Raw genomic sequence first — 22,131 nt, 5'->3', positions numbered from 1 at the left:
ATCATTTATTTGATTAGTCACTTTTGCGGTTTTTTATTTATAAAGTCCAAAAAATGTATAGCAATTGATTAATTATAAAAGCTAATTAAGGGAGCTGAACTAAATGAAAAAATTATCAAGCTTAAATAGGAAAGAACAACTGGAAAATATCGAAAAAGAAACGTTTGATATCATTATTATAGGTGGAGGAATTACGGGAGCGGGTATTGCTTTAGACGCTGTAACGCGCGGGATGAAACCGTTGTTGATTGAGATGCAGGATTTTGCAGGCGGCACTTCCAGCCGATCTACTAAGCTTATTCATGGCGGGCTGCGTTATTTGCAACAATTTGAAGTGAAAATGGTTGCTGATGTTGGGAAGGAACGAGCGATTGTATATGAAAACGGACCACATGTTACAACGCCAGAATGGATGCTTCTGCCGTTTCATAAAGGAAGCAACCTTGGACCGTTTACAACAAATATTGGTCTAAGAGTATATGACTTCCTTGCCGGTGTAAAACGGACAGAGCGCAGGAAAATGCTCAGTATTCAAGAGACTTTAGAAAAAGAGCCCTTAGTTAAAAAGCAAGATTTAAAGGGATCAGGTTACTATGTAGAGTATAAAACAGATGATGCAAGACTAACGATTGAGGTAATGAAAAAGGCAGCAGAAAAGGGAGCAGATGCTTTAAACTATGTAAAAGCTGCTGATTTTATATATGATGAGAACAATCAAGTTGTTGGTGTAATTGCGGTTGATCAAATTACAGAGAAATCATATGAGTTCAAAGGGAAGAAAGTTATTAATGCTTCTGGTCCCTGGGTTGATCAATTGAGAGAGAAAGATGGTTCAAAGCAAGGAAAAACATTGTTGCTCACGAAGGGGATTCATTTAGTATTTGATAAGTCGAGTTTTCCTCTGGAGCAGGCGGTTTACTTTGATACCCCAGATAAACGAATGATATTTGCAATTCCAAGAGAGGGAAAAACATATGTAGGAACAACGGATACAGTTTACGATGGTGATATTATTCATCCTCTTGTTACAAAGGAAGACAGAGATTATGTCCTAAAGGCAATTGATTATATGTTTCCTGATCTTGGGATTTCAACAGCTGATGTGGAATCAAGCTGGGCAGGTTTAAGACCGTTGATAGCTGAAGAAGGAAAAAATAGTCCAAGCGAAGTCTCTCGAAAAGATGAAATATTTGTTTCGGATTCTGGCTTAATTACAATTGCAGGAGGAAAGCTTACCGGTTATCGTAAAATGGCAGAACAAATTATTGATGTAGTTGCTGAACAGTTTAAAGAAGAAATAGGTGTACTGTACAGTGCATCATCAACAAAGAAACTGCCTGTATCAGGTGGAGAAGTTGGCGGCTCAAAAGGCTTCAACGAATTCAAAGCACTAAAGCTTAAGGAAGCAATTAAGCTTGGTATGGATGAGGCCAATGCAAACAAATTAATTCAAACCTATGGTGCAAATAGCGATACAGTGTTTAATTATTACGAACAATATCAAACAGAAGCAGCTAAATATGAAATTAATCCAATTATCTTCGCGGAACTTTTATATGCAATCGAAAACGAAGCAGCATATAAGCCGAGTGACTTTTTTGTAAGAAGAACAGGTGCTTTATATTTCAATATTGCCTTGGTCAAACAAGCGAAAGAAAAGGTTATCTGCTTTATGGCGGAGCGATTAGCTTGGTCGGAACAACAAACAGAAGACTATCGCGAAGAACTGGATCAATTGCTTACCGACGCAGTAACTTTTGCATAAGCTTATTCGATAAAAATAGACGTTTTTCTGCTTTTTACATGGGCATATTCCTTTATAGTCGAAATATGTTATACTAGAACATATGTCAATTTTAGGAGTAGACAAATGAATAAAGCGAAAAAACAACAAAAGAAAATAAATAATATTCTCCCGTTTATTCCTGATGGAGATTTTTACTTTACAAAGGGTGTTGAGGCTTTTCAAAAGAGGAAATTTGATTTCTCATTGAAATGGTTAAAAAAGGCGATCGAATCTCAACCCGATAATCCGCTATTTAATTGTCAGATGTCAATTGTATATACAGAAATTGGAGCATACCATTTAGCAAATCAATTGTTGAACAATGTACTTCAATCAAGTGAATATACGGATTGTTACTATTTGCTTGCTAATAATTATGCACATTTAGGATTATTAAATGATGCAACGAAATATGCGAACCTTTATCTTGAAAAAGAGTCAGATGGTGACTTTACCGAAGAAGCATATACGCTGCTTGATTTAATTGACTTTGAACTTGAGGATGAATTGGATGATGACTGGTTATTTGAGGAAGAGGACGATTTATTAAAATATCAGGAGACAGTCTTTTATCTAATGGAAAATAATGACTGGGAAAAAGCAATCCCAATCATTGAAGAGATGCTTCTGCTTTTTCCTGAACATCTTATTGTTAAACATGACTATGCCCAAGCAATGTTCTACACTGGACAGAAAGAAAAAGCTGTTCAGATTGAGCAGGAAATCCTTGAAAACTCAGAACATGAACTGCAAAGTAATATGAATCTTGCCTTATTTTATTATGAATTGGATTTGGAAAAGGAATACAGCGTTAAGATTAAGAAATTACTTAATGTATATCCAATTCATTCAGATCAGCAAATAAAACTGGCAGTAACCCTAGCGAAAACAGGAAATTACGAAGAAGCATTTCTGCGTTTTAACAAAATTAATCGGAGAATGGCGAGAGGTCACTTGTCTTATTATAAATGGTACAGCATTGCAGCTTTTCATAGTAATGAACACGAAGTTGCTGAAGACTTGTGGAAAGAGGGCTGTGTAAAACACCGTGCACTTGAAGACCATGATGCACCTTGGAAATAATGTTGTGAGCATTATATTAGACGATTGAATAAAGATTCTATAAGCTATAATTAGATTAAATTAAAAAAGAGGCGATAACTATGTCTGAAGAGCATGTATATGATGTAATTATAGTAGGTGCTGGTCCAGCTGGCATGACGGCCGCAGTATATGCATCACGTGCAAATTTAGAGACACTGATGATTGAAAGAGGTATTCCAGGCGGTCAAATGGCAAACACCGAAGATGTCGAGAACTATCCTGGTTATGATCATATTCTTGGTCCTGACTTATCAAATAAAATGTTTGAGCATGCAAAGAAGTTCGGTGCAGAGTATGCATATGGTGATATAAAAGAAGTAATTGACAATGGAGCATATAAAACAGTTGTTGCAGGAAATAAAGAATATAAGACAAAAGCATTAATTATTACAACTGGTGCACAGTTTAAAAAACTTGGCATTCCTGGTGAAGAAGAGCTTGCAGGGCGCGGAGTATCTTATTGTGCAGTATGTGACGGGGCTTTCTTTAAAGAAAGACATCTCGTAGTTGTAGGCGGAGGAGACTCAGCAGTTGAGGAAGGGGTTTACCTGACTCGATTCGCTAGTAAAGTAACAATCGTCCATCGCCGTGACGAATTACGTGCACAGAAAATACTTCAAGATCGAGCATTCAACAATGATAAAGTTGAATTTATCTGGAATACTGCGGTTACTGAAATTAAAGGTCCAGATGGGAAAGTCAGCGGTGTCACACTGAAAAATAATGAAACTGGTGAAGAATACGACTTCGCAGCCGATGGGGTATTTCCATATATTGGGATGGTGCCATTAAGTGAACCATTCGCTTCTCTGGGTATTACAAATGATGAAGGATATATTGTAACAAATGAGAATATGGCAACGAAGGTACCAGGCGTTTTTGCAGCTGGTGATATTCGTGAGAAGAAGCTAAGACAGATTGTAACTGCAACTGGAGACGGCAGTATTGCAGCGGAAGAGGCTATTAGTTATGTGGAACAATTATCTGAAACAATTGATACAGCAAAATAATAAGCAAAAATTTACGAAAAGTAATTGCTTTTTAACGCTGCTGTAATCCATTCGAAACAATAATTGGGTACACTATATATAACTAATTGACCCCCTTTTAATAGATAAATTAGTTTTCTGCACAGGTTGCTATCACCTGTGCATTTTTTTTGCTCTAAATTCATATGATTCCATATATTTGTTAAATGAGACAGGACGTCTGATTCACAGAAACGGATAGTTGTTGGATTCTGCACATTCATAGTATAATGGAATATAGAAGATTAAGGTCGACCGTATTGTGTAGTGTTTCTATAACAAATAGCAATTATAGGATCCTTTAAAGGAGAGCGATAATAATGACAGACATGAAAAAAGCGCAAACAGACGAAACAAGGCTAGTTATCATAACTGGAATGTCCGGTGCAGGAAAAACAGTAGCTGTACAAAGTTTCGAGGATTTAGGTTATTATTGCGTAGATAACTTGCCGCCAACATTACTGCCGAAATTTCTTGAACTGATGAAGGATTCAACAAATAATATAACAAAAGTAGCTTTAGTCATGGACTTGCGCGGCCGTGAGTTTTTTGATTCATTATTTGAAGCTTTAGATGTATTGAATGATGAGGATTGGCTGAAGGAACATATTCTGTTTCTTGATGCTAAGGATACTGCTTTAGTCAGCCGCTATAAGGAAACAAGACGCTCTCATCCGCTCGCTGTTGGAGGATTGCCTTTGACAGGAATAAGCCAGGAACGGGAAATACTTGATGAATTGCGCGGCAGAGCACAGAGAATCATTGATACAACAGATCTGAAGCCGCGTGAATTAAGAGATAAAATTCTAAAAATCTATTCTGAAGACCACGAGGAAATCTTTTCAATAAATATGGTTTCTTTTGGATTTAAATATGGATTGCCCATTGATGCAGACTTAGTATTTGATGTCCGCTTTCTGCCCAACCCGCATTATGTAGGACATCTCCAGCCACTGACGGGCTTAAACCAAGAGGTTTCTTCATATGTATTTAAATGGTCTGATACACAGAAGTTTATTGATAAAACATTAGATTTACTAAAATTTATGCTGCCACAATATAAAAAAGAAGGAAAATCCCAGCTTGTTATCGCGATTGGATGTACAGGCGGACAGCATCGTTCTGTAGCAATTGCAGAGCATTTTGCAAAGGCTTTGTCTGAAGGTTACATCACTCATGTAAGTCACCGTGATATTGATAAGAGAAAGGGAAATTAAGATGGAGCACGCAAAGAAACCAAAAGTTGCCGTAATCGGAGGCGGTACAGGTATGCCTGTACTTCTTCGTGGTTTAAAGAATATGCCGATTGATCTCGTTGCAATAGTGACAGTTGCTGATGATGGCGGGAGTACTGGAAGACTGAGAAATGAAATGGCGATTCCAGCTCCAGGAGATATCCGTAATGTTATAGCTGCTTTATCTGATGCAGAACCGATGCTAATTGAATTATTTCAGCATCGCTTTCAAGTTGGAAACGGGCTTTCAGGACATTCACTTGGAAACTTGCTGCTAGCGGCAATGACTTCTGTAACAGGGGATTTTTATGATGGAATTAAAGAGATTTCACGTGTCCTAAATGTAAAAGGGACAATTTATCCCATTTCCACCGAGAATTTATCACTTCATGCCAAAATGGAAGATGGTACTGTTGTTTCGGGCGAATCGAATATTCCGCTTTCCAATAAGAAAATTGATCATGTATTTCTAAGCCCACAGCCTGTGAAGCCATTCAATCATGCTGTACAGGCGATTATCGATGCTGATTTAATTGTTGTGGGACCAGGAAGTCTATATACAAGTATTATGCCCAATCTGATTGTGCCTAGTGTTCAAGAGGCTTTAGAGAAAACTGCTGCAAAAATTGTCTATGTATGTAATTTAATGACCCAAGCAGGAGAAACAACTGGTTACACTGCTTCAGATCATATAGAAGCAATTAATCGCCATATTGGCAGAGGAATTGTTCAATCGATTATAGTACATAATGAGCAAATTCAAGAAGCAATCAGAGAAAAATATGCTGAAGAAAATGCAGAGCCTGTTATTTATGATACAGATCGGCTGCTTGCATTGGGGCTGGAAATAATCGAAGGGGATATTATTAATAAACAGCATCCTGCATTAAGACATGACAATGATAAAATTGCGGAATTATTATATTCATTGCTAGTCGACTAATATGAAAACAGTAAAGGAGGAAAAATTATGTCCTTTGCTTCAGAAATTAAAAAAGAACTTACGGCAATTGAATCGGATATAGAAGAGCAAAAGGCAGAACTAGCTGCACTCATACGCATGAATGGAATTGTATCCCTTTCACGCGACCGTTATTCTTTAGATGTTCAAACAGAAAATGCTGCGATTGCAAGGAGAATTTATTCATTGATTAAAGATAACTATGAGCAGCCGCTGGAGATTCTAGTTCGTAAAAAAATGAAGCTAAAAAAGAATAATGTCTATATCGTAAGAATGAAAAAAAATGTGTTTGAATTTCTTAATGAATTGAAAATCATCGAGGAACCTCATCAGATTATTCGCAACATATCTCCAGAAATTATAACAGATGAAAACACGAAACGCGCCTATCTGCGTGGGGCTTTCCTGGCTGGCGGGTCAATCAATAACCCGGAAACATCCTCTTATCATCTGGAAATATTTAATTTTCATGAGGAGCATAATACTTCGCTAAGCGGGTTATTGAATCAATTTGATTTAAAATCGAAAACATTAGAACGTAAGCATGGACATATTGTCTATATTAAAGAGGCTGAAAAAATAACCGAGTTTCTTAGTATAATTGGTGCGCATAATGCATTATTTAAATTTGAAGACGTACGTATTGTTCGTGATATGCGAAATTCTGTCAACCGTTTAGTAAACTGTGAAACAGCTAATTTAAATAAAACAATCGGCGCAGCTTTTAGACAAATTGAGAATATTAAACTGATTGAAAGAACAGTAGGATTAGACCAGCTTCCTGAAAAACTGCAAGAAATAGCCATACTTCGAATGGAGCATGAAGATGTTTCTTTGAAAGAATTAGGTGAACTTGTAGGAAATGGAAGAATTTCTAAATCGGGTGTAAATCACCGTTTGAAAAAAATTGATGAGTTTGCCGATAAAATAAGGCTTGGTGAGTTTACAGCAAAAAGTTAATTATTAATATAAATTATTCTCATTTATATTTCTTTCATGCTATAATACAGATAATTGGAAAATTATTTTTGATTTGCGCAACGAAAAGAACAGCTGTTTAACATTTTTATGAATCTTAAATGGATATATTATGGGAATATTACTAGCAAATAGAAGAATGAAAGCAGTACTTCACAGCTTTAGTCTAAATCTGAGATTGGAGCTGTCTGCACTTTTTTCTGCATGTATTATTAAATAAAAATATGCAGGTTCTGTTAAATGTTAGCGTTTTCTATATCTTAGGGAGGATGAGTTGAGTTGGTAGAGAATTTAGTAAAGGTGGACTTAGATACTGGTTTACAGGCGCGCCCTGCTGCACAATTTGTGCAAGAGGCGAATCGTTATTCTTCACATTTATTTTTGGAGAAGGATGGGAAGAAGGTAAATGCGAAAAGTATTATGGGTCTCATGAGCTTAGCAATAGCGAACGGTGAAGAGATCAAAATAATTGCCGATGGTCCAGATGAAGAAACTGCCATGAATCATTTAGTCTCCTTCGTGACGAGAGGTTAATATAAAAAAATATAAGAAACCAGTAAAAGGCTGTAAACATAAATTTATGTTTACAGCCTTTTATTTTTACCGTAAACATAATATCGGCAGCACTTGTTATTTACAGTTAACTGAATTAAAATAATAAATAGAATTTTCAACAAGGTAAACCTCATTATGTCATTGAAGGAGTGGTAACGGTGAATAGTAATACAAATGTCCAAAGTGAGTTAGGTATACTGCTAGAGCGGGCGAGGAGAAATACATTAGGTGACCTCTTAACTCGGACGAAAGAAAGAACACCAGATAAATTTGCACTTGCGTATAATGACCGGAGATTAACCTATGAAGAGCTTGACTATGCTGTAAATCAGACAGCGAATGCATTTTTATCAGACGGAATGACAAAGGGCGATATGATAACGGTTATGTCCAAAAACAGTCTTGATTTTGTCATTTCAGCTTTTGCACTCGCGAGAATTGGAACGGTAATGATTCCAATCAATTATATGCTCAATAGAGGAGATGTAGAGTATATTGTAGACCACGCAGCCGCAGTTGGATTCTTGGCATCCCAAGAGTATGCTGACCTTCTTGATCAAGCTGCTGGCAATCAAGAGATTAAATATCGTTATTTGATGGATACTGTATCTAGTTATGGTAAAAATGGAGAATGGAAGCCATTATCGCAAGTGCAAAAAACACAATCAAAAGTACTGGTTGAAGCTGACCTTCGTGATGATGATGTCGTACAGATTCTGTATACAAGTGGCACAGAATCAAGACCAAAGGGTGTCATGCTTACTCATAAGAATTTGATTAGTGAATATGTAAGCAGTGTTATTGATGGGAAAATGGAAGCGAAAGATGTAGCAATTCATGCACTTCCTTTATATCATAGTGCACAGCTGCACGTTTTCTTAGGACCGAGTATATATCTTGGATCAAGTGGAATCATTCTGGCAGCATCCAGTCCAGAACTAATCTTAAAAACGATTGAAGAAGAAAAGGCTACACTGCTTTTTTGTCCGCCTACGGTTTGGATAGGGTTATTAAGACATCCAGATTTTGATAAACGAGACCTGTCATCTTTAGAGAAATGCTACTATGGAGCGGCGATTATGCCGAAGGAAATTTTAAAAGAACTCGCTGAGCGCCTGCCAAAAGCAAAATTTTGGAATTTTTATGGACAGACGGAGGTAGCGCCACTAGCCACTGCACTTCAGCCAGAGGATCAATTAAGAAAACTTGGTTCTGCTGGGAGAGCAACCTTAAATGTTCAAACAAAAATAGTCGATAACGAAGATAATGAAGTTCCCCGCGGTGAAATCGGTGAAATTGTACATCGTACACCACACGCTATGAAAGGCTATTTACATGAGCCAGAGAAAACTGCTGAGGCTTTTCGAAATGGCTGGTTCCATAGTAGTGATTTAGGTGTAATGGATGATGAGGGCTATATTACAATTATTGATCGAAAAAAAGATATGATTAACACCGGCGGGATTAATGTTTCTTCCAGAGAGGTTGAGGAGACAATTTATCAATTGCCGGGTGTCACTGAAGTTGCTGTAATCAGTATCCCTGATGCCTATTGGATTGAAGCCGTGACAGCAATTGTTGTGCCAAAGGTTGGAGCGAAACTGACGGAAGAGATGATCATTGAATTTTGCCAAGAGAAGTTGTCGAAGCATAAAGTGCCAAAATATGTAGAAATTACACATGAGCTTCCGAAAAACCCAAGTGGAAAAGTATTGAAGAGGGCATTACGAGATAAATATGAAGGTTTAGCAGAGAAATAAAAATGATTTAGTAATTGAGGCGTTCTGCTGCTAAGGGATGAACGCCCATTATACATAAAAATACACGAATTTGAAATACTATTTAATGGAGGTGGTTTGTCATGTCAAGAAAGAATGACAGCTGGAGTAAAAAGAGAGTAAACTCAAGTGTGAATCCCCAAGGATATTCAGAGGATGAAGCAGATCAACAGCCAAAGTCACAGCTGGAACAGCGTGCAAAAAAGAAAAATACCAAAATATAAGTTTTATAAGTTAAAAATAGTTCCGAACATCTATTTCGATGCTTGGAGCTATTTTTTAGGGTAGCACTATCTTGATAATATCTAAATTATAAGAATGATTTTATTATTGTATTCTGCTTTTTATTCATTGCTGCACATGCTATACTATTACTATTCTATTTTTATGTGGAGAGGTTACTAGTTTTATAGAGCTATGCAAGGAATAGAACGAGTAACTTTTAAAATTTAATATATCTTTTCATATAATTACAGGGATATGGCCTGACAGTTTCTACCAGTTTACCGTAAATAAACTGACTATGAAAAGCACAGCTGCAAATGAAAAGAACACTTTTTTGGTGAACTTTTATTTTGCTTCTTTTCGAATATTTAAGCTCGAAGCTTGCTTTTATCATAGTTATGGTAGAAGCGAGGTTCGTGCTTTTTTATTTACTGAGGAGGATTAAAATGGAGTTATTGCAGCAAAAAATAGTAAATGAAGGAAAGGTTTTATCTGACACTGTATTAAAGGTAGATTCATTTCTAAATCATCAAATTGACCCTGAATTAATGTTGGCTTTAGGCAAGGAATATGCTGCCAGATTTGCCGATTGTGGAATAACAAAGATCTTGACACTTGAATCATCTGGAATTGCACCAGCAACGATGGCTGGACTGGAGCTGAAAGTACCTGTAATTTTTGCGAGAAAACGCAAGTCACTCACTCTAGTTGATCAGTTATATTCCGCAAAAGTGTATTCATTTACTAAAAAAGAAACAAATGAAATATCTGTATCAAAAGATTATCTTTCAGAAAAGGATGTTGTACTCATAATCGATGACTTTTTAGCGAATGGCCAAGCAGTTTTAGGGCTGCTTGATATTGTCGAACAGGCTGATGCCAAGCTTGCAGGAGTTGGTATTGTTATTGAAAAAGGATTTCAAAATGGTGGAAATCAATTTCGGGAACGGGGTATACGTGTAGAATCTTTAGCAATTATTTCTTCATTAGAAAATGGAATGGTACGCTTCAAAGAGGAGGAAACGGTACGATGAAAACTGCAGCATTAGGATTTCAGCATGTTCTGGCAATGTATGCCGGAGCTATACTCGTTCCTTTAATTGTAGGGGAAGCGCTTGGACTGACTTCAGTGCAATTAACTTACCTTGTGGCGATAGACATTTTAATGTGTGGTGTTGCTACATTATTGCAGGTTGTGAAAAATCGCTTTTTTGGGATTGGTCTTCCAGTTGTACTCGGATGTACTTTCACTGCAGTTGGTCCAATGATTGCAATTGGCGGAGAGTATGGAATCACCGCAATTTATGGAGCAATTATTGTTACGGGAATTGTTGTTGTACTCATTAGCAGTTTTTTTGGCAGTTTAGTACGTTTTTTCCCGCCGGTTGTTACTGGTGCAGTGGTAACGATTATTGGGATTACACTCATTCCAGTTGCTATTAATAATCTAGGTGGTGGTCAAGGAGCCAGTGACTTTGGTTCCTTTGCAAATATTGGCCTAGGATTCGGGACGTTGCTATTTATTATTTTACTGTACAGATTTGCTTCAGGATTTATTCGTTCGATTTCCATTCTGATTGGTTTAGTTGTTGGAACGCTGGCTGCTATGTTCATGGGGAAAGTGGACTTTTCGGCAGTATCGGAAGCATCGTATTTTCACTTGGTGGAGCCGTTTTATTTCGGAATGCCAACATTTGAATGGCCAGCGATTTTTACAATGCTGCTGGTTGCTATTGTTTCTCTAGTAGAGTCGACAGGTGTATATTTCGCATTAGGTGATATAACAGATAGAAAACTGTCGGAGAACGATCTTGCTAAGGGATATCGCGCTGAAGGAATTGCAATTTTCTTTGGAGGGATTTTTAATGCCTTTCAGTATACTGCATTTTCGCAAAATGTTGGTCTCATTCAGATGACAGGAGTTAAAGCGAGAAAAGTCATTGTTGTAGCTGGTGTAATGTTAATTGCTTTAGGATTCATCCCCAAAATAGCAGCACTGACAACAATCATTCCGACAGCAGTTCTGGGGGGAGCAATGGTTGCAATGTTTGGTATGGTTATTTCACAGGGAATTAAAATGCTCAGCAGAGTGATTGCAGATTCTCCAGAGAATTCAATGATTATCGCTTGTTCAATCGGGATGGGACTTGGTGTAACTGTGGTCCCTGAATTATTCTCACAATTACCATCCAGTATTCAGATTTTAACAAGCAATGGAATTGTTGCAGGAAGTGTAACGGCAATTGTATTAAATATTGTATTTCATATGCTTCCATCGAGAAAAGAGAAACCAGTATTAAAAGAACAGGAAGTTTGATTGGATTTTTAATGCATGAATAACCCAGCTCTCAGGCTGTTTACTTCATTTGTCGTTTAAGTTCCAAATTGAACTTTTTCTTTGGTTTGAGGATGGAGTAAATAGTAAAAAGCGTGGTACTCGTCAAATTATGACAAGTACCACGCTTTTTTGCGTTATCATTTCCGCTTACTTTTCATCTTCTTTACGTTCTAAAATCTTATCAATTAAGCCATACTCTACGGAACGTTCTGCAGTCATAAAGTTATCACGTTCTGTGTCACGCTCGATTACTTCTAATGGCTGTCCAGTCTTTTCAGAAAGGATTTCATTCATGCGCTTTTTGATTTCAATAATTCTTTTCGCATGAATTTCAATATCTGTTGCTTGACCTTGTGCGCCGCCTAAAGGCTGGTGAATCATAATTTCACTGTTTGGCAGTGCATATCGTTTTCCTTTTTCTCCTGCTGCAAGCAAGAAGGATCCCATTGAAGCGGCCATTCCAATACAAATTGTTGAAACATCTGATTTAATGAAATTCATGGTATCATAAATTGCCATTCCAGCTGTGATAGATCCACCTGGAGAGTTAATGTATAACGAAATATCCTTACCCGGATCTTCCGCCTCTAAGAAAAGCAGCTGTGCAACGATGGAGTTAGCCACGTTGTCGTCAATTGCACTTCCCAGTAAAATAATACGGTCTTTTAATAGTCTCGAATAAATATCATATGCACGTTCCCCGCGGTTTGTTTGTTCAATAACTGTAGGTACTAAATTCATTTGCAAATCCTCCTTATTAACTTTAATAATGCTTTTGAATCTATTTTTATGATATATGATTGGTCAATAAAGGTCAAACGTAAAACCTCTATTTTTTAAAAATATACTATGTGTAAGGATTCCCGATTTATATTTTTATAAACAATAGAATATAAATTATAACCTAACTCTTGCATAAGTAACATGCAAATTCGTCTTTCGTTATAATATTGGTCAGCAATCGACTAAACAGGCTGTCATTCTCCGCAGCAGATACAAACTGCTGACAATTTTGACGCAGGGATTTTATGTGCCTGTTCAAGTTTGTTAAACCCGCTATTCAAAGCATTTCAGTATCACGGCATTCGGTGATTAAGAACAATTTTTGATGTGAAAGTTGAGTTATAAGAAATGCTTGTGAAAAGGACTTGTAAGAATCCTTGGAAACAGCTATAATAGTCTATGTGCCAAAATTATATATTGATGCGCCCATAGCTCAGCTGGATAGAGCACTGGTTTCCGGTACCAGGTTTGCCGGGGGTTCGAATCCCTCTGGGCGCGCTAAATACCGAAAGTAAAGACAAGGTTTCTATGAACCTTGTCTTTTATTTATTCAATTCTTGGCAGTTCCTCTGCGATTGCTTCTGTTGCTTCTAATACATTTAGATAATCTATATTAATCTTTAGATGGTGTTCCTTGTAGATTACTTGTCTTTCATTGAATAGTTCTTTAATTTGGTCAAGATTCTTTCCTTGTAATACAGGTCGTGTTTCGAGGAGCAGACTTATTCTTTCCTTCCATGCATCCCAAGAAATGTGCAGGAATAATACAGTTGCATTATCCATGCAAAATCTGCGTACATCTTCTTGAAGGAAGGCACCTCCCCCCACTGAGATGATTTTGCTGGTTGCTGCACAAGCCTTGATAATCTCCGCCTTCTCAGCCCTTCGGAATTCGGCTTCTCCATATTCTTTAAAAATATCTACAGTGTGCATGCCATAACTTTTTTCAATCTCATTATCAATATCGATAAAACCACGATTTAACTTCTTAGCTATTTCTTTGCCAACTGTCGTTTTTCCAACTCCCATAAACCCTATGAGAATAATGCTTTTTTTATTCAAATTATTCCCCCCTGGAAAGATTGTTTTTTTCTTTATGTACGATAGATTTTGCAAGACGATCGGCAATAGTATTTTGTTTTTCCGGAATCCATTTAATGAAAAAGTAGGGGAAATCGGCTGCTAATTCCTGTATACGCTCGAGTAATGGAAGAAAAATTTTGTTTTTTGTATGCCTTTTTTCAATCGTATCAACGACAATTTTAGAGTCTGTTCTGAATGAGAGAATTTCGTTGGGAAATTTTTCATTGCAAAGCTCCAGCCCTTTAATTACCGCATGAAATTCCGCTTCATGATTTGATAGATTGCCGGCTGGAAAGGAGAACTCATGAAACTCCTTCTCTTTTTTTATAACTATACCTATTCCGCTGGGTCCTGGATTCCCGCTGGATGCTGCGTCTGTATAAACCTCAATCACTTGTTTCCACACTCCTTATTACAAGTAGTATAAGCTATTTTAATATTCATGTAAAAAAATATAAGAAAGCAGTTTAATGAATATAGAGATTTTTCTTATTTAAGGAAAATAAATAATCGAAATAATATTTTATTACTTGCAATATTAATAAATATTCAGTATATTATTTACACAGAGTCATTCCTAACTAAATTTGAGGGGGGATGTAATGTCAGAAGTTATTTTAGAATTAAAGGAATTAAGCACGCACTTTTTCACTGATCACGGTGAAATACCCGCTGTTGACAAGGTAAGTCTTAAAGTACATAAAGGGGAAATTGTTGGAATAGTAGGGGAGTCAGGCAGTGGGAAAAGTGTTACCTCATTGTCTATCATGCAGCTTATTCCTCAACCTCCGGGAAAAATTGTTGGCGGTGAAATTTCATTTAAAGGTGAAAATCTGGCAAATGCTTCAGAAAAGAAAATGAAGAAAATCCGCGGTAATGAAATCTCTATGATTTTTCAAGAACCAATGACTTCATTAAATCCGTTATTTACAATTGGAAATCAGATGCAGGAAGCAATTCGACTGCATCAAAAAATTTCAAAAAAATCTGCGATTGACAAAGCGGTGCAGATGCTTAAAATAGTCGGAATCCCGCGTGCGGAAGAAATTGTAAAAGAATATCCGCACCAGCTGTCTGGCGGAATGCGACAAAGGGTAATGATTGCAATGGCGATGTCCAGTTATCCAAAGCTGCTTATTGCTGATGAGCCAACAACTGCGTTAGATGTAACGATTCAAGCGCAAATATTGGACTTAATGAAGAAAATTAATCAGGAAGAGGATACTGGCATATTACTTATAACACATGATCTAGGCGTTGTAGCCGACATTTGTGACAGTGTAGTTGTTATGTATTCTGGACAAGTTGTAGAACAAGGAAACAAAAGAGAAATTTTAAAAGATCCACAGCATCCATATTCGCAGGGGCTAATCCGATCATTGCCTAAGCTGCATGAACAGGATAAAAAGTTATATTCAATTCCAGGCACTGTTGCAAGGCCTAAAATGAATCAAGTTGGCTGCCGTTTTGCTCCTCGTTGTGAATTTGCCTTTGAACGTTGTTTTAAAGAAAATCCAGCTCTGTATGATTTGGAAAATGGCCGTAAAAGTCGCTGCTTTTTACATGCTGACAAGGAAGGGGAGCGGATAGCGGATGCAACCATTACTAGAAGTTAAAAAACTAAAAAAGTATTTCCCCATTCATGGAGGCGTCTTAGGGAAAAAAATCGGTGAAGTTAAAGCGGTTGATGATGTTTCCTTCGAAGTTAAAAAAGGAGAGATTCTCGGAATTGTTGGTGAATCCGGATGCGGGAAATCCACGACCGGGAAATCTATTTTGCGGTTAATAGAACCGACAGAGGGTGAAGTGTGGTTTGAAGGGAATGAGGTTACCACTGTTTCTTCAGAAGAGATGCGGAAGCTGAGGAGAAACATGCAAATTATCTTTCAGGATCCATATGCTTCACTCAACCCAAGGCATACCGTAGAAAAGATAATTGCTGAACCTCTGCTTGTGCATGGAATGACTTCGGCTAAGGAACGAAAAGAAAGAGTGCAGGAGCTTTTAGAAGTTGTAGGTCTTAGCACTTATCACGCGACACGATATCCTCATCAATTTAGCGGAGGACAGAGGCAGCGGATTGGAATTGCGCGTGCACTGGCAAATAATCCTAAACTAATCATTTGCGATGAACCTGTATCAGCTCTTGATGTCTCAGTACAATCTCAAATTTTAAATCTAATGGCAGATTTACGAGATGAATTTAACTTAACCTATATATTTATTGCCCATGATTTAAGTGTCGTAAAGCATATTAGTGATCGCGTTGGTGTGATGTATTTAGGGAGAATGGTAGAGCTTGCAGATAAGGAAGAGCTTTACGAGAATCCAAAACATCCATATACACAGGCTTTGATGTCTGCAGTTCCGGACCCCGACCCAGATATTGAGAAAGAGAGAATTATTTTAAAGGGTGATGTACCTAGTCCGGCTAATCCGCCAACTGGCTGTGCGTTTCATACACGCTGTCCAGCCGCAATGGAAATTTGCAGTAAAGTAAGACCGGAATTTGAACCAGTCAGCAATCATCATTTTGTTGCTTGCCACCTACATGGTGCAAAGCAGTAGAATAAATAAAATAAAAAAGGGGGAAGAAAATTTTATGAAAATACGTTTTTCTTTATTTGCTGCTATCATGGCTCTATTTCTTATCGTACTAGCAGCTTGCAGCGGTGATGGTGGAGCTAACACGAATGATTCAGGGGAAGAAAAAGGTGATGCTGCCGAAGAAACAGACGAGAATGCTAATGAGGATGAGGCAAGCGGTGACGATGCAAATGCTTCTGGAGAACAAATATTAGTATTTGCCAGAGGTGGAGACTCAGAGAGTCTTGACCCAGGGAGCACAACAGATGGTGAATCATCACGTGTTACAAAGCAAGTGCTTGAGGGGTTACTGGAATTTGAACCAGAATCTTTTGAGTTAACACCAGGATTAGCTCATGATTGGAATGTTTCTGATGACGGACTTACGTACACATTTTATTTAGAAGAAGGTGTGACATTCCATGATGGTACTGATTTTAATGCAGAAGCAGTAAAAACAAACTTTGAAAGATGGTCAGATCCTGAACATGAATACGCCTTCACTGATGAAGAATATGTTTATTCTATGTATGGCACAATGTTTGGCGGCTTCAAGGGTGATGAGGGACATGTAATTGAAGAAATTAATGTTGTAAATGATCATGAAATTCAATTTGTTTTAAATCAGCCATTAGGATTTTTCCTTCAAAATATGGGGATGAGCTATTTTGCGCTCACTTCACCAGCTGCACTTGAGGAATATGGCTCGAAAATTAATGAAAACCCTGTAGGAACTGGCCCATTCAAATTTGTCAGCTGGAGCAAGGACGATTCAATTATTCTTGATAAGTTTGAGGATTATCGCGTCGAAGGTCTTCCCAAGCTTGATCGTGTAATTTTTGAAGTTATTCCAGATAATGCAGCGCGCTTAATTGCACTTCGTTCAGGTGAAATCGATATTATGGATGGTTTAAATCCAGATGATGCTGCAGCAGTAGAAACTGAAGAAGGCTTGGAACTTTTAACTAGAACAGAGAATAATGTTGGTTATCTTGGCTTTAATACACAAAAAGAACCGTTTGATAAGGTAGAGCTCCGGCATGCAGTGAACTATGCAATTGATAAACAAGCAATCGCTGATGCTTTATATGCTGGATATGCAACAACAGCGAAAAACCCGTTGCCTCCAGGATATCTGGGGTATAACGAAGATGTTGAGCCTTATGCATATAATCCAGATAAAGCACGTGAATTACTAGCAGAAGCAGGTTTTGAAGAGGGATTGGAAATTGAATTATGGACTATGCCAGTAGCACGTCCATATATGCCAGATCCTGAAACGGTTGCTCAAATTATCCAGAACAACTTAGCAGATGTTGGTATTAATGCAAATATAGTGCGTGAGGAATGGGCGCCTTATCTAGAGAAAACATCACAAGGTGAGCACCAGCTTTATATGCTTGGCTGGTCTGGAACAAATGGAGACCCGGATTACTTCTTAAGCAGTCTTTTACATGGTTCTAACGTAGGAAGCAGTAACCGTGAATTCTACCAAAATGATGAGGTGGATGAACTTTTAGATGCTGCTAAACGAGCGGTGGATCAAGACGAACGCGCAGAACTTTACGCAAAAGCACAAGAGCTTATTTCGGCAGACTCACCGATGGTGACGCTTGTACACTCTCGACCTGTAATGGCAACAACTAGCAATGTGCTAAACTATGTACCACATCCATCAACAAGTGAATCCTTAGCTGAGGTAGAATTGCAGAATTAAACACAAAAAAGGGGATAGTAGTCTATTGCTGCTATCCCTTAATTTTTAGTCATAAAAATGATTGAAATACCTTTTTAGAATGAGGGTGAGAAGATGGTAACCTATATTATGCGGCGTTTATTAATGCTTATACCAGTATTAATAGGGATGACACTAATAACATTTTCAATTGTACATCTTATCCCGGGAAATCCTGCACAGGTAATATTAGGTGAAACAGCAACAGCAGAAGCAATTGCTAATTTAGAAGCTACCATGGGGCTAAATGAACCCTATCTTATACAATATGGGTATTATGTTCTCGATTTGCTTCAAGGAGATTTGGGTACTTCACTCCGGTCAAAAGCAGATGTATCATCAGAAATCTGGCCATATATAGCTGCAACATTTGAACTGACCTTTTTTGCCATGCTATTTGCAATTGTGGTTGGTGTGAATGCAGGGATTATAAGTGCCTGGAAACAAAACTCGTGGTTTGATTTATTAGCTATGATTTTTGCTTTAATAGGTGTTTCTATGCCGGTATTCTGGCTGGCTTTGATGGAACAGTGGGTATTTGCGCAAGAGCTTGGCTGGCTGCCTGCTTATGGCAGACAGAACAGCAGAGATCCGATTGCAGCAATAACCCATTTGTACGTACTAGACTCATTAATTCATTTGGATTTCCCGAGAATGTTAACCACCCTTAAGCATCTTGTATTGCCGAGTATTGCATTAGGAACGATTCCAATGGCGATTATTGCTCGGATGACCAGGTCAAGCATGCTTGAAGTAATGAAGTCAGATTATATAAGAACGGTTCGTGCTAAAGGTTCTGGTCAATTTTTAGTTATATATAAGCATGCATTAAAAAATGCAATGATTCCTGTTTTGACTGTAATTGGCCTTCAGGCTGGTGTTCTCTTGGGGGGAGCAATTCTCACAGAAACAATCTTCAGCTGGCCGGGGGTAGGCAGATATGTTTATGAAGCGATAAACTATCGGGATTATCCAGTGATTCAGTCTGGAATTCTGGTAATTGCTTTTATCTTTGTCATTATTAATTTGCTTGTTGATATTCTATATAAAAAAATTGATCCGAGAATCAAATATTAGGGGGTGGTGCAAATGAAAATAGATGAAAAGAATGCGGAACAAGTCGTACCTAACCCAGCGATAACTGGTCAGCAAGTTGACGCTGAAGAAATAGAAGTTATTTCTCCTTGGAAAGAGACATTCAAGCAGCTTGCCAAGAATCGGTTTGCAATTATTGGTTTCTCTATTATTGTCTTTTTTATTCTAGTTGCAATCATTGCGCCACTTTTTACATCCTATAGCTATTATGAACAGGACTTGGCCAGTCGTCTTAAACCACCGTCAGCGGATTACTGGTTAGGAACAGATCATTTAGGGAGAGATATTTTTACTAGGCTTGTTTATGGAGCACGGGTATCTCTCATGGTTGGTTTCTTTGCGGTAACTGGTGCTTTAATATTTGGTACACTGCTAGGGATTGTTGCTGGCTATTTTGGCCGCTGGATAGATATGGTTATTTCGCGTATTTTTGATATATTATTGGCTTTTCCAAGTATTTTGCTAGCAATTGCTATTGTTGCAATTTTGGGAGCATCTCTGCAAAATGCTCTAATTGCAATTGCGATTATAAATATTCCGATTTTTGGGCGGCTTGTCCGCTCGCGGGTCATTAGTCTGCGGGAAGAGGAATATATCATGGCTGCAAAAGCACAAGGAATGAAACACGGAAGAATAATATTTCAGCATATTTTGCCAAATAGTGTTGCGCCCATTATTGTTCAGTCTACTCTTGGCTTTGGTACTGCGATTTTAGAAGCTGCAGCATTGGGGTTCTTAGGTCTGGGGGCACAGCCGCCGACTCCTGAATGGGGCCAAATGCTAGCGGATTCCAGGGATTTCATTCAGCTCGCTCCATGGACGGTAATCGTTCCGGGCGTCGCTATTGTATTAGTTGTATTAGGTTTTAATTTAATTGGAGATGGACTGCGTGATGCTTTGGATCCAAAAATGAAGCATTAAACAATCAGATGAAAATATTAATAATCACTCAACTTTTGCTGTGTAAGGTATGTAAACAATATTTACCGAGCGAAAGTTGAGTCTGTTATTCAGAATACACTTCATAACCTGGAAGTGTATTTTTGGTTTTATACAAAAGCGGGATGGAATCCGCTGCATCTGCTGAAAGGTTAAATAACTTATGATAAAGTGAAGACAGAAGAGTAACTTTTTTTATGATTTAAATGACAATATAAGAGATATTCATAATCGAGTGGAGGCTGCTTCAAATGAAACAAGGTTTATTTCAACAGCAAACGATTCAGAGAAAAATAAATCAAACACTTATCCAGTCTCTTCACATGCTGCAGTTTACTTCACTGGAACTCTATGAATATATTAATGAAATATCGAAAGAAAACCCATTAATTGAAGAAGTTATCTATGATTTTGATATCCGGCCTGCGAAATATAAAACAGAGGAGACCGTATCATTTGCTGATATTAACCCTTCCAAAAAAAGTGTATATGATCAATTGAAGGAGCAGTTAATTACGTCTGATTTACATAACAATTTAAGAAAAGTAGTTGAATATGGAATTAATTCATTGGATGAGGCTGGCTACTTGGACATTTCACTTGAAGAATGGGCAGAGAATTGCGGAACAACCACTAACATAACTGAAATTGCTTTAGCTGAATTACAAAAGCTGGAACCGACTGGTATAGGTGCCCGGAGCTTGGGGGAATGCCTATTATTGCAGCTAAAGGAAATGGCAGGTTATGAGAGTTATATGGAGGAGCTGCTGCTCGAGCATCTTGACTGGATTGCTGATTATAAATATGAAACGATAATAGAAAAGTATTCACTGACTGAAATTGAACTGTCACAGTTGAATAAAATGATTCAATCCTGTAATCCAAAACCTGGACAGTTGCTTAGCCGGTCAGAACATGAATATATTTTTCCTGAAGCAAATGTTTATAAAGATAAAGGATCATGGAAAATCACCTTTTATAATTGGGCTGCTCCAAAGATTGTTTATAATAAGCTGAATATTGAACATGCAGATCAAGCAACAGAACATTTTCTAAAAGCGAAGACGGAACAAATCGAGTGGATTAGAAAGGTGATTGCATATCGAACGTCAACGATAGAACTGGTGATTAGAAAAATTGTAGACAAGCAGCTTGATTTCTTTGAAAATGGTTTACTACACCTTGTTCCCATGACTCTAAATGATATAGCTAATGAGCTCAAACTTCATATATCAACAATCAGCAGAGCGATTACTAATAAATATATTCAGACGCCTCACGGAGTTTTTCCAGCTAAATTCTTTTTCCAGTCCGGATTGAAGCAGGGAGAAAGAGAGGTAGCGGCAATTGTATTAAAAAGCTTGATTCATGATATTATAAAAAATGAAGATAAAATAAATCCGCTTTCAGATGAAAAAGTAAAAAGGAAATTAAGTGCTGACTATGGACTTGCAATTGCGAGAAGAACAGTAATGAAATATCGTCAGCAATTAAGAATTGAATCCTCAGTGAAACGAAAGAAGGTGACTTAGAATATGCGTATTATATTTTATACAAAAGAAGTCTGCTCATTATGTGATGAAGCTGAAGCTTTACTGTCTGCATTTTCATTCGAATATCCTCATACAGTTGAAAAACGTGATATTTATTCTAATGATGCATGGCTGGAGGAATACCAGCTATTAATACCAGTTGTTGAAATAAATGGGGAACAATTAAATTGTGAGGAATTAAATTACAATGCCCTGGAGAGCTTGTTAAAAAAGCATCGTGCTTCATAAAAAAACAAATTAAAAAAGGAATCAGGTATATAGCTTACCTGATTCCTTTTTTAATTTTCTTACAATAAATAATTTCTATAAAATAGGATTTTCATTAAAAAGATAAACTTTATAAAGAGATTCACTTTATTTTTGTCAATA

At 37.5% G+C, this 22,131-nt stretch carries 21 protein-coding genes, 1 tRNA gene and 1 riboswitch; of the genes, 19 read left to right on the top strand and 3 right to left on the bottom strand.

Annotated features, from left to right (window positions below; translation table 11 throughout):
* Positions 1-103: 103 nt before the first annotated feature.
* From NST93_RS07965 to NST93_RS07915, 11 genes are all read left to right on the top strand, one after another.
* Positions 104-1,765 (top strand): glycerol-3-phosphate dehydrogenase/oxidase, encoded by a 1,662-nt coding sequence (locus NST93_RS07965; RefSeq protein WP_405102913.1) that lies wholly within the window; start codon positions 104-106, stop codon positions 1,763-1,765.
* Positions 1,766-1,870: 105 nt separating this feature from the next.
* A complete protein-coding gene (locus NST93_RS07960; RefSeq protein WP_405102911.1) occupies positions 1,871-2,869 on the top strand; it encodes a tetratricopeptide repeat protein in 999 nt (332 codons plus the stop codon).
* A gap of 80 nt (positions 2,870-2,949) precedes the next feature.
* Positions 2,950-3,900 carry a thioredoxin-disulfide reductase gene (trxB, locus tag NST93_RS07955; protein WP_405102909.1) on the top strand — a complete coding sequence of 317 codons (951 nt, stop codon included), beginning with the start codon at positions 2,950-2,952 and terminating at the stop codon, positions 3,898-3,900.
* Positions 3,901-4,238: 338 nt separating this feature from the next.
* Positions 4,239-5,135 carry an RNase adapter RapZ gene (rapZ, locus tag NST93_RS07950; RefSeq protein ID WP_405102907.1) on the top strand — a complete coding sequence of 299 codons (897 nt, stop codon included), beginning with the start codon at positions 4,239-4,241 and terminating at the stop codon, positions 5,133-5,135.
* 1 nt (position 5,136) lies between these two features.
* Positions 5,137-6,096, top strand: coding sequence for a uridine diphosphate-N-acetylglucosamine-binding protein YvcK (yvcK, locus tag NST93_RS07945; RefSeq protein WP_405102905.1), 960 nt, complete (start codon positions 5,137-5,139; stop codon positions 6,094-6,096).
* Positions 6,097-6,123: 27 nt separating this feature from the next.
* A complete protein-coding gene (gene whiA, locus NST93_RS07940; protein ID WP_405102903.1) occupies positions 6,124-7,074 on the top strand; it encodes a DNA-binding protein WhiA in 951 nt (316 codons plus the stop codon).
* Positions 7,075-7,371: 297 nt separating this feature from the next.
* Positions 7,372-7,626, top strand: coding sequence for an HPr family phosphocarrier protein (locus NST93_RS07935; RefSeq protein ID WP_405102901.1), 255 nt, complete (start codon positions 7,372-7,374; stop codon positions 7,624-7,626).
* A 179-nt stretch (positions 7,627-7,805) separates the two neighbouring features.
* Positions 7,806-9,407, top strand: coding sequence for an acyl-CoA synthetase (locus tag NST93_RS07930; protein WP_405102899.1), 1,602 nt, complete (start codon positions 7,806-7,808; stop codon positions 9,405-9,407).
* A gap of 101 nt (positions 9,408-9,508) precedes the next feature.
* Positions 9,509-9,649: a small, acid-soluble spore protein L gene (gene sspL, locus NST93_RS07925; protein ID WP_405102897.1), complete on the top strand. Its 141-nt coding sequence runs from the start codon at positions 9,509-9,511 to the stop codon at positions 9,647-9,649.
* 218 nt (positions 9,650-9,867) lie between these two features.
* Positions 9,868-9,969, top strand: a riboswitch (purine riboswitch).
* 127 nt (positions 9,970-10,096) lie between these two features.
* Positions 10,097-10,684: a xanthine phosphoribosyltransferase gene (locus NST93_RS07920; protein WP_405102895.1), complete on the top strand. Its 588-nt coding sequence runs from the start codon at positions 10,097-10,099 to the stop codon at positions 10,682-10,684.
* Entirely contained in the window at positions 10,681-11,967 is a 1,287-nt protein-coding gene (locus NST93_RS07915) for a nucleobase:cation symporter-2 family protein (RefSeq protein WP_405102893.1), read from the top strand. Before NST93_RS07920 ends, NST93_RS07915 begins: the two co-directional genes overlap by 4 nt.
* A 168-nt stretch (positions 11,968-12,135) precedes the next feature.
* Here the strand turns inward: NST93_RS07915 and clpP are convergent, their stop codons facing one another.
* Positions 12,136-12,729 (bottom strand): ATP-dependent Clp endopeptidase proteolytic subunit ClpP, encoded by a 594-nt coding sequence (gene clpP, locus NST93_RS07910; RefSeq protein ID WP_405102891.1) that lies wholly within the window; start codon positions 12,727-12,729, stop codon positions 12,136-12,138.
* 464 nt (positions 12,730-13,193) lie between these two features.
* On the opposite strand from clpP, the gene NST93_RS07905 reads away from it, so the two are divergent.
* Positions 13,194-13,269 (top strand) — tRNA-Arg (locus NST93_RS07905).
* A 48-nt stretch (positions 13,270-13,317) separates the two neighbouring features.
* On the opposite strand, the gene NST93_RS07900 is transcribed toward NST93_RS07905, so the two are convergent.
* Both NST93_RS07900 and NST93_RS07895 read right to left on the bottom strand, forming a co-directional pair.
* Entirely contained in the window at positions 13,318-13,800 is a 483-nt protein-coding gene (locus tag NST93_RS07900) for a shikimate kinase (RefSeq protein ID WP_405103798.1), read from the bottom strand.
* A gap of 34 nt (positions 13,801-13,834) precedes the next feature.
* Positions 13,835-14,248 carry a ribonuclease HI family protein gene (locus tag NST93_RS07895; protein WP_405102889.1) on the bottom strand — a complete coding sequence of 138 codons (414 nt, stop codon included), beginning with the start codon at positions 14,246-14,248 and terminating at the stop codon, positions 13,835-13,837.
* Positions 14,249-14,456: 208 nt separating this feature from the next.
* On the opposite strand from NST93_RS07895, the gene NST93_RS07890 reads away from it, so the two are divergent.
* The 7 genes from NST93_RS07890 to NST93_RS07860 all read left to right on the top strand — a co-directional run bounded on the left by NST93_RS07890 (position 14,457) and on the right by NST93_RS07860 (position 21,990).
* Positions 14,457-15,470, top strand: a complete 1,014-nt coding sequence (locus tag NST93_RS07890; protein ID WP_405102887.1) for an ABC transporter ATP-binding protein — start codon at positions 14,457-14,459, stop codon at positions 15,468-15,470.
* Entirely contained in the window at positions 15,448-16,422 is a 975-nt protein-coding gene (locus NST93_RS07885) for an ABC transporter ATP-binding protein (protein ID WP_405102885.1), read from the top strand. Before NST93_RS07890 ends, NST93_RS07885 begins: the two co-directional genes overlap by 23 nt.
* 34 nt (positions 16,423-16,456) lie before the next feature.
* Positions 16,457-18,157 carry an ABC transporter substrate-binding protein gene (locus tag NST93_RS07880; RefSeq protein WP_405102883.1) on the top strand — a complete coding sequence of 567 codons (1,701 nt, stop codon included), beginning with the start codon at positions 16,457-16,459 and terminating at the stop codon, positions 18,155-18,157.
* A gap of 93 nt (positions 18,158-18,250) precedes the next feature.
* Positions 18,251-19,252 carry an ABC transporter permease gene (locus NST93_RS07875; protein ID WP_405102881.1) on the top strand — a complete coding sequence of 334 codons (1,002 nt, stop codon included), beginning with the start codon at positions 18,251-18,253 and terminating at the stop codon, positions 19,250-19,252.
* 12 nt (positions 19,253-19,264) lie between these two features.
* The gene (gene nikC, locus NST93_RS07870; protein ID WP_405102879.1) at positions 19,265-20,191 is read left to right on the top strand and encodes a nickel transporter permease; all 927 of its coding nucleotides are present in this window, start codon (positions 19,265-19,267) and stop codon (positions 20,189-20,191) included.
* Positions 20,192-20,460: 269 nt separating this feature from the next.
* Positions 20,461-21,741, top strand: a complete 1,281-nt coding sequence (rpoN, locus tag NST93_RS07865; protein ID WP_405102877.1) for an RNA polymerase factor sigma-54 — start codon at positions 20,461-20,463, stop codon at positions 21,739-21,741.
* 3 nt (positions 21,742-21,744) lie between these two features.
* Positions 21,745-21,990, top strand: coding sequence for a glutaredoxin family protein (locus NST93_RS07860; protein WP_405102875.1), 246 nt, complete (start codon positions 21,745-21,747; stop codon positions 21,988-21,990).
* Positions 21,991-22,131 lie beyond the last annotated feature (141 nt).

The organism is Oceanobacillus sp. FSL H7-0719 (assembly GCF_045040795.1).
GTDB lineage: Bacteria > Bacillota > Bacilli > Bacillales > Amphibacillaceae > Oceanobacillus.
This window is presented reverse-complemented; position numbering and strand designations above follow the sequence as displayed.

Bases quoted from the DNA above. Each gene is read 5' to 3' on its own strand.
- NST93_RS07965 (WP_405102913.1), top strand. From the start codon at position 104: ATGAAAAAATTATCAAGCTTAAATAGGAAAGAACAACTGGAAAATATC.
- NST93_RS07960 (WP_405102911.1), top strand. From the start codon at position 1,871: ATGAATAAAGCGAAAAAACAACAAAAGAAAATAAATAATATTCTCCCG.
- trxB (WP_405102909.1), top strand. From the start codon at position 2,950: ATGTCTGAAGAGCATGTATATGATGTAATTATAGTAGGTGCTGGTCCA.
- rapZ (WP_405102907.1), top strand. From the start codon at position 4,239: ATGACAGACATGAAAAAAGCGCAAACAGACGAAACAAGGCTAGTTATC.
- yvcK (WP_405102905.1), top strand. From the start codon at position 5,137: ATGGAGCACGCAAAGAAACCAAAAGTTGCCGTAATCGGAGGCGGTACA.
- whiA (WP_405102903.1), top strand. From the start codon at position 6,124: ATGTCCTTTGCTTCAGAAATTAAAAAAGAACTTACGGCAATTGAATCG.
- sspL (WP_405102897.1), top strand. From the start codon at position 9,509: ATGTCAAGAAAGAATGACAGCTGGAGTAAAAAGAGAGTAAACTCAAGT.
- NST93_RS07920 (WP_405102895.1), top strand. From the start codon at position 10,097: ATGGAGTTATTGCAGCAAAAAATAGTAAATGAAGGAAAGGTTTTATCT.
- NST93_RS07915 (WP_405102893.1), top strand. From the start codon at position 10,681: ATGAAAACTGCAGCATTAGGATTTCAGCATGTTCTGGCAATGTATGCC.
- clpP (WP_405102891.1), bottom strand. From the start codon at position 12,729: ATGAATTTAGTACCTACAGTTATTGAACAAACAAACCGCGGGGAACGT.
- NST93_RS07900 (WP_405103798.1), bottom strand. From the start codon at position 13,800: ATGGGAGTTGGAAAAACGACAGTTGGCAAAGAAATAGCTAAGAAGTTA.
- NST93_RS07890 (WP_405102887.1), top strand. From the start codon at position 14,457: ATGTCAGAAGTTATTTTAGAATTAAAGGAATTAAGCACGCACTTTTTC.
- NST93_RS07885 (WP_405102885.1), top strand. From the start codon at position 15,448: ATGCAACCATTACTAGAAGTTAAAAAACTAAAAAAGTATTTCCCCATT.
- NST93_RS07880 (WP_405102883.1), top strand. From the start codon at position 16,457: ATGAAAATACGTTTTTCTTTATTTGCTGCTATCATGGCTCTATTTCTT.
- NST93_RS07875 (WP_405102881.1), top strand. From the start codon at position 18,251: ATGGTAACCTATATTATGCGGCGTTTATTAATGCTTATACCAGTATTA.
- nikC (WP_405102879.1), top strand. From the start codon at position 19,265: ATGAAAATAGATGAAAAGAATGCGGAACAAGTCGTACCTAACCCAGCG.
- rpoN (WP_405102877.1), top strand. From the start codon at position 20,461: ATGAAACAAGGTTTATTTCAACAGCAAACGATTCAGAGAAAAATAAAT.
- NST93_RS07860 (WP_405102875.1), top strand. From the start codon at position 21,745: ATGCGTATTATATTTTATACAAAAGAAGTCTGCTCATTATGTGATGAA.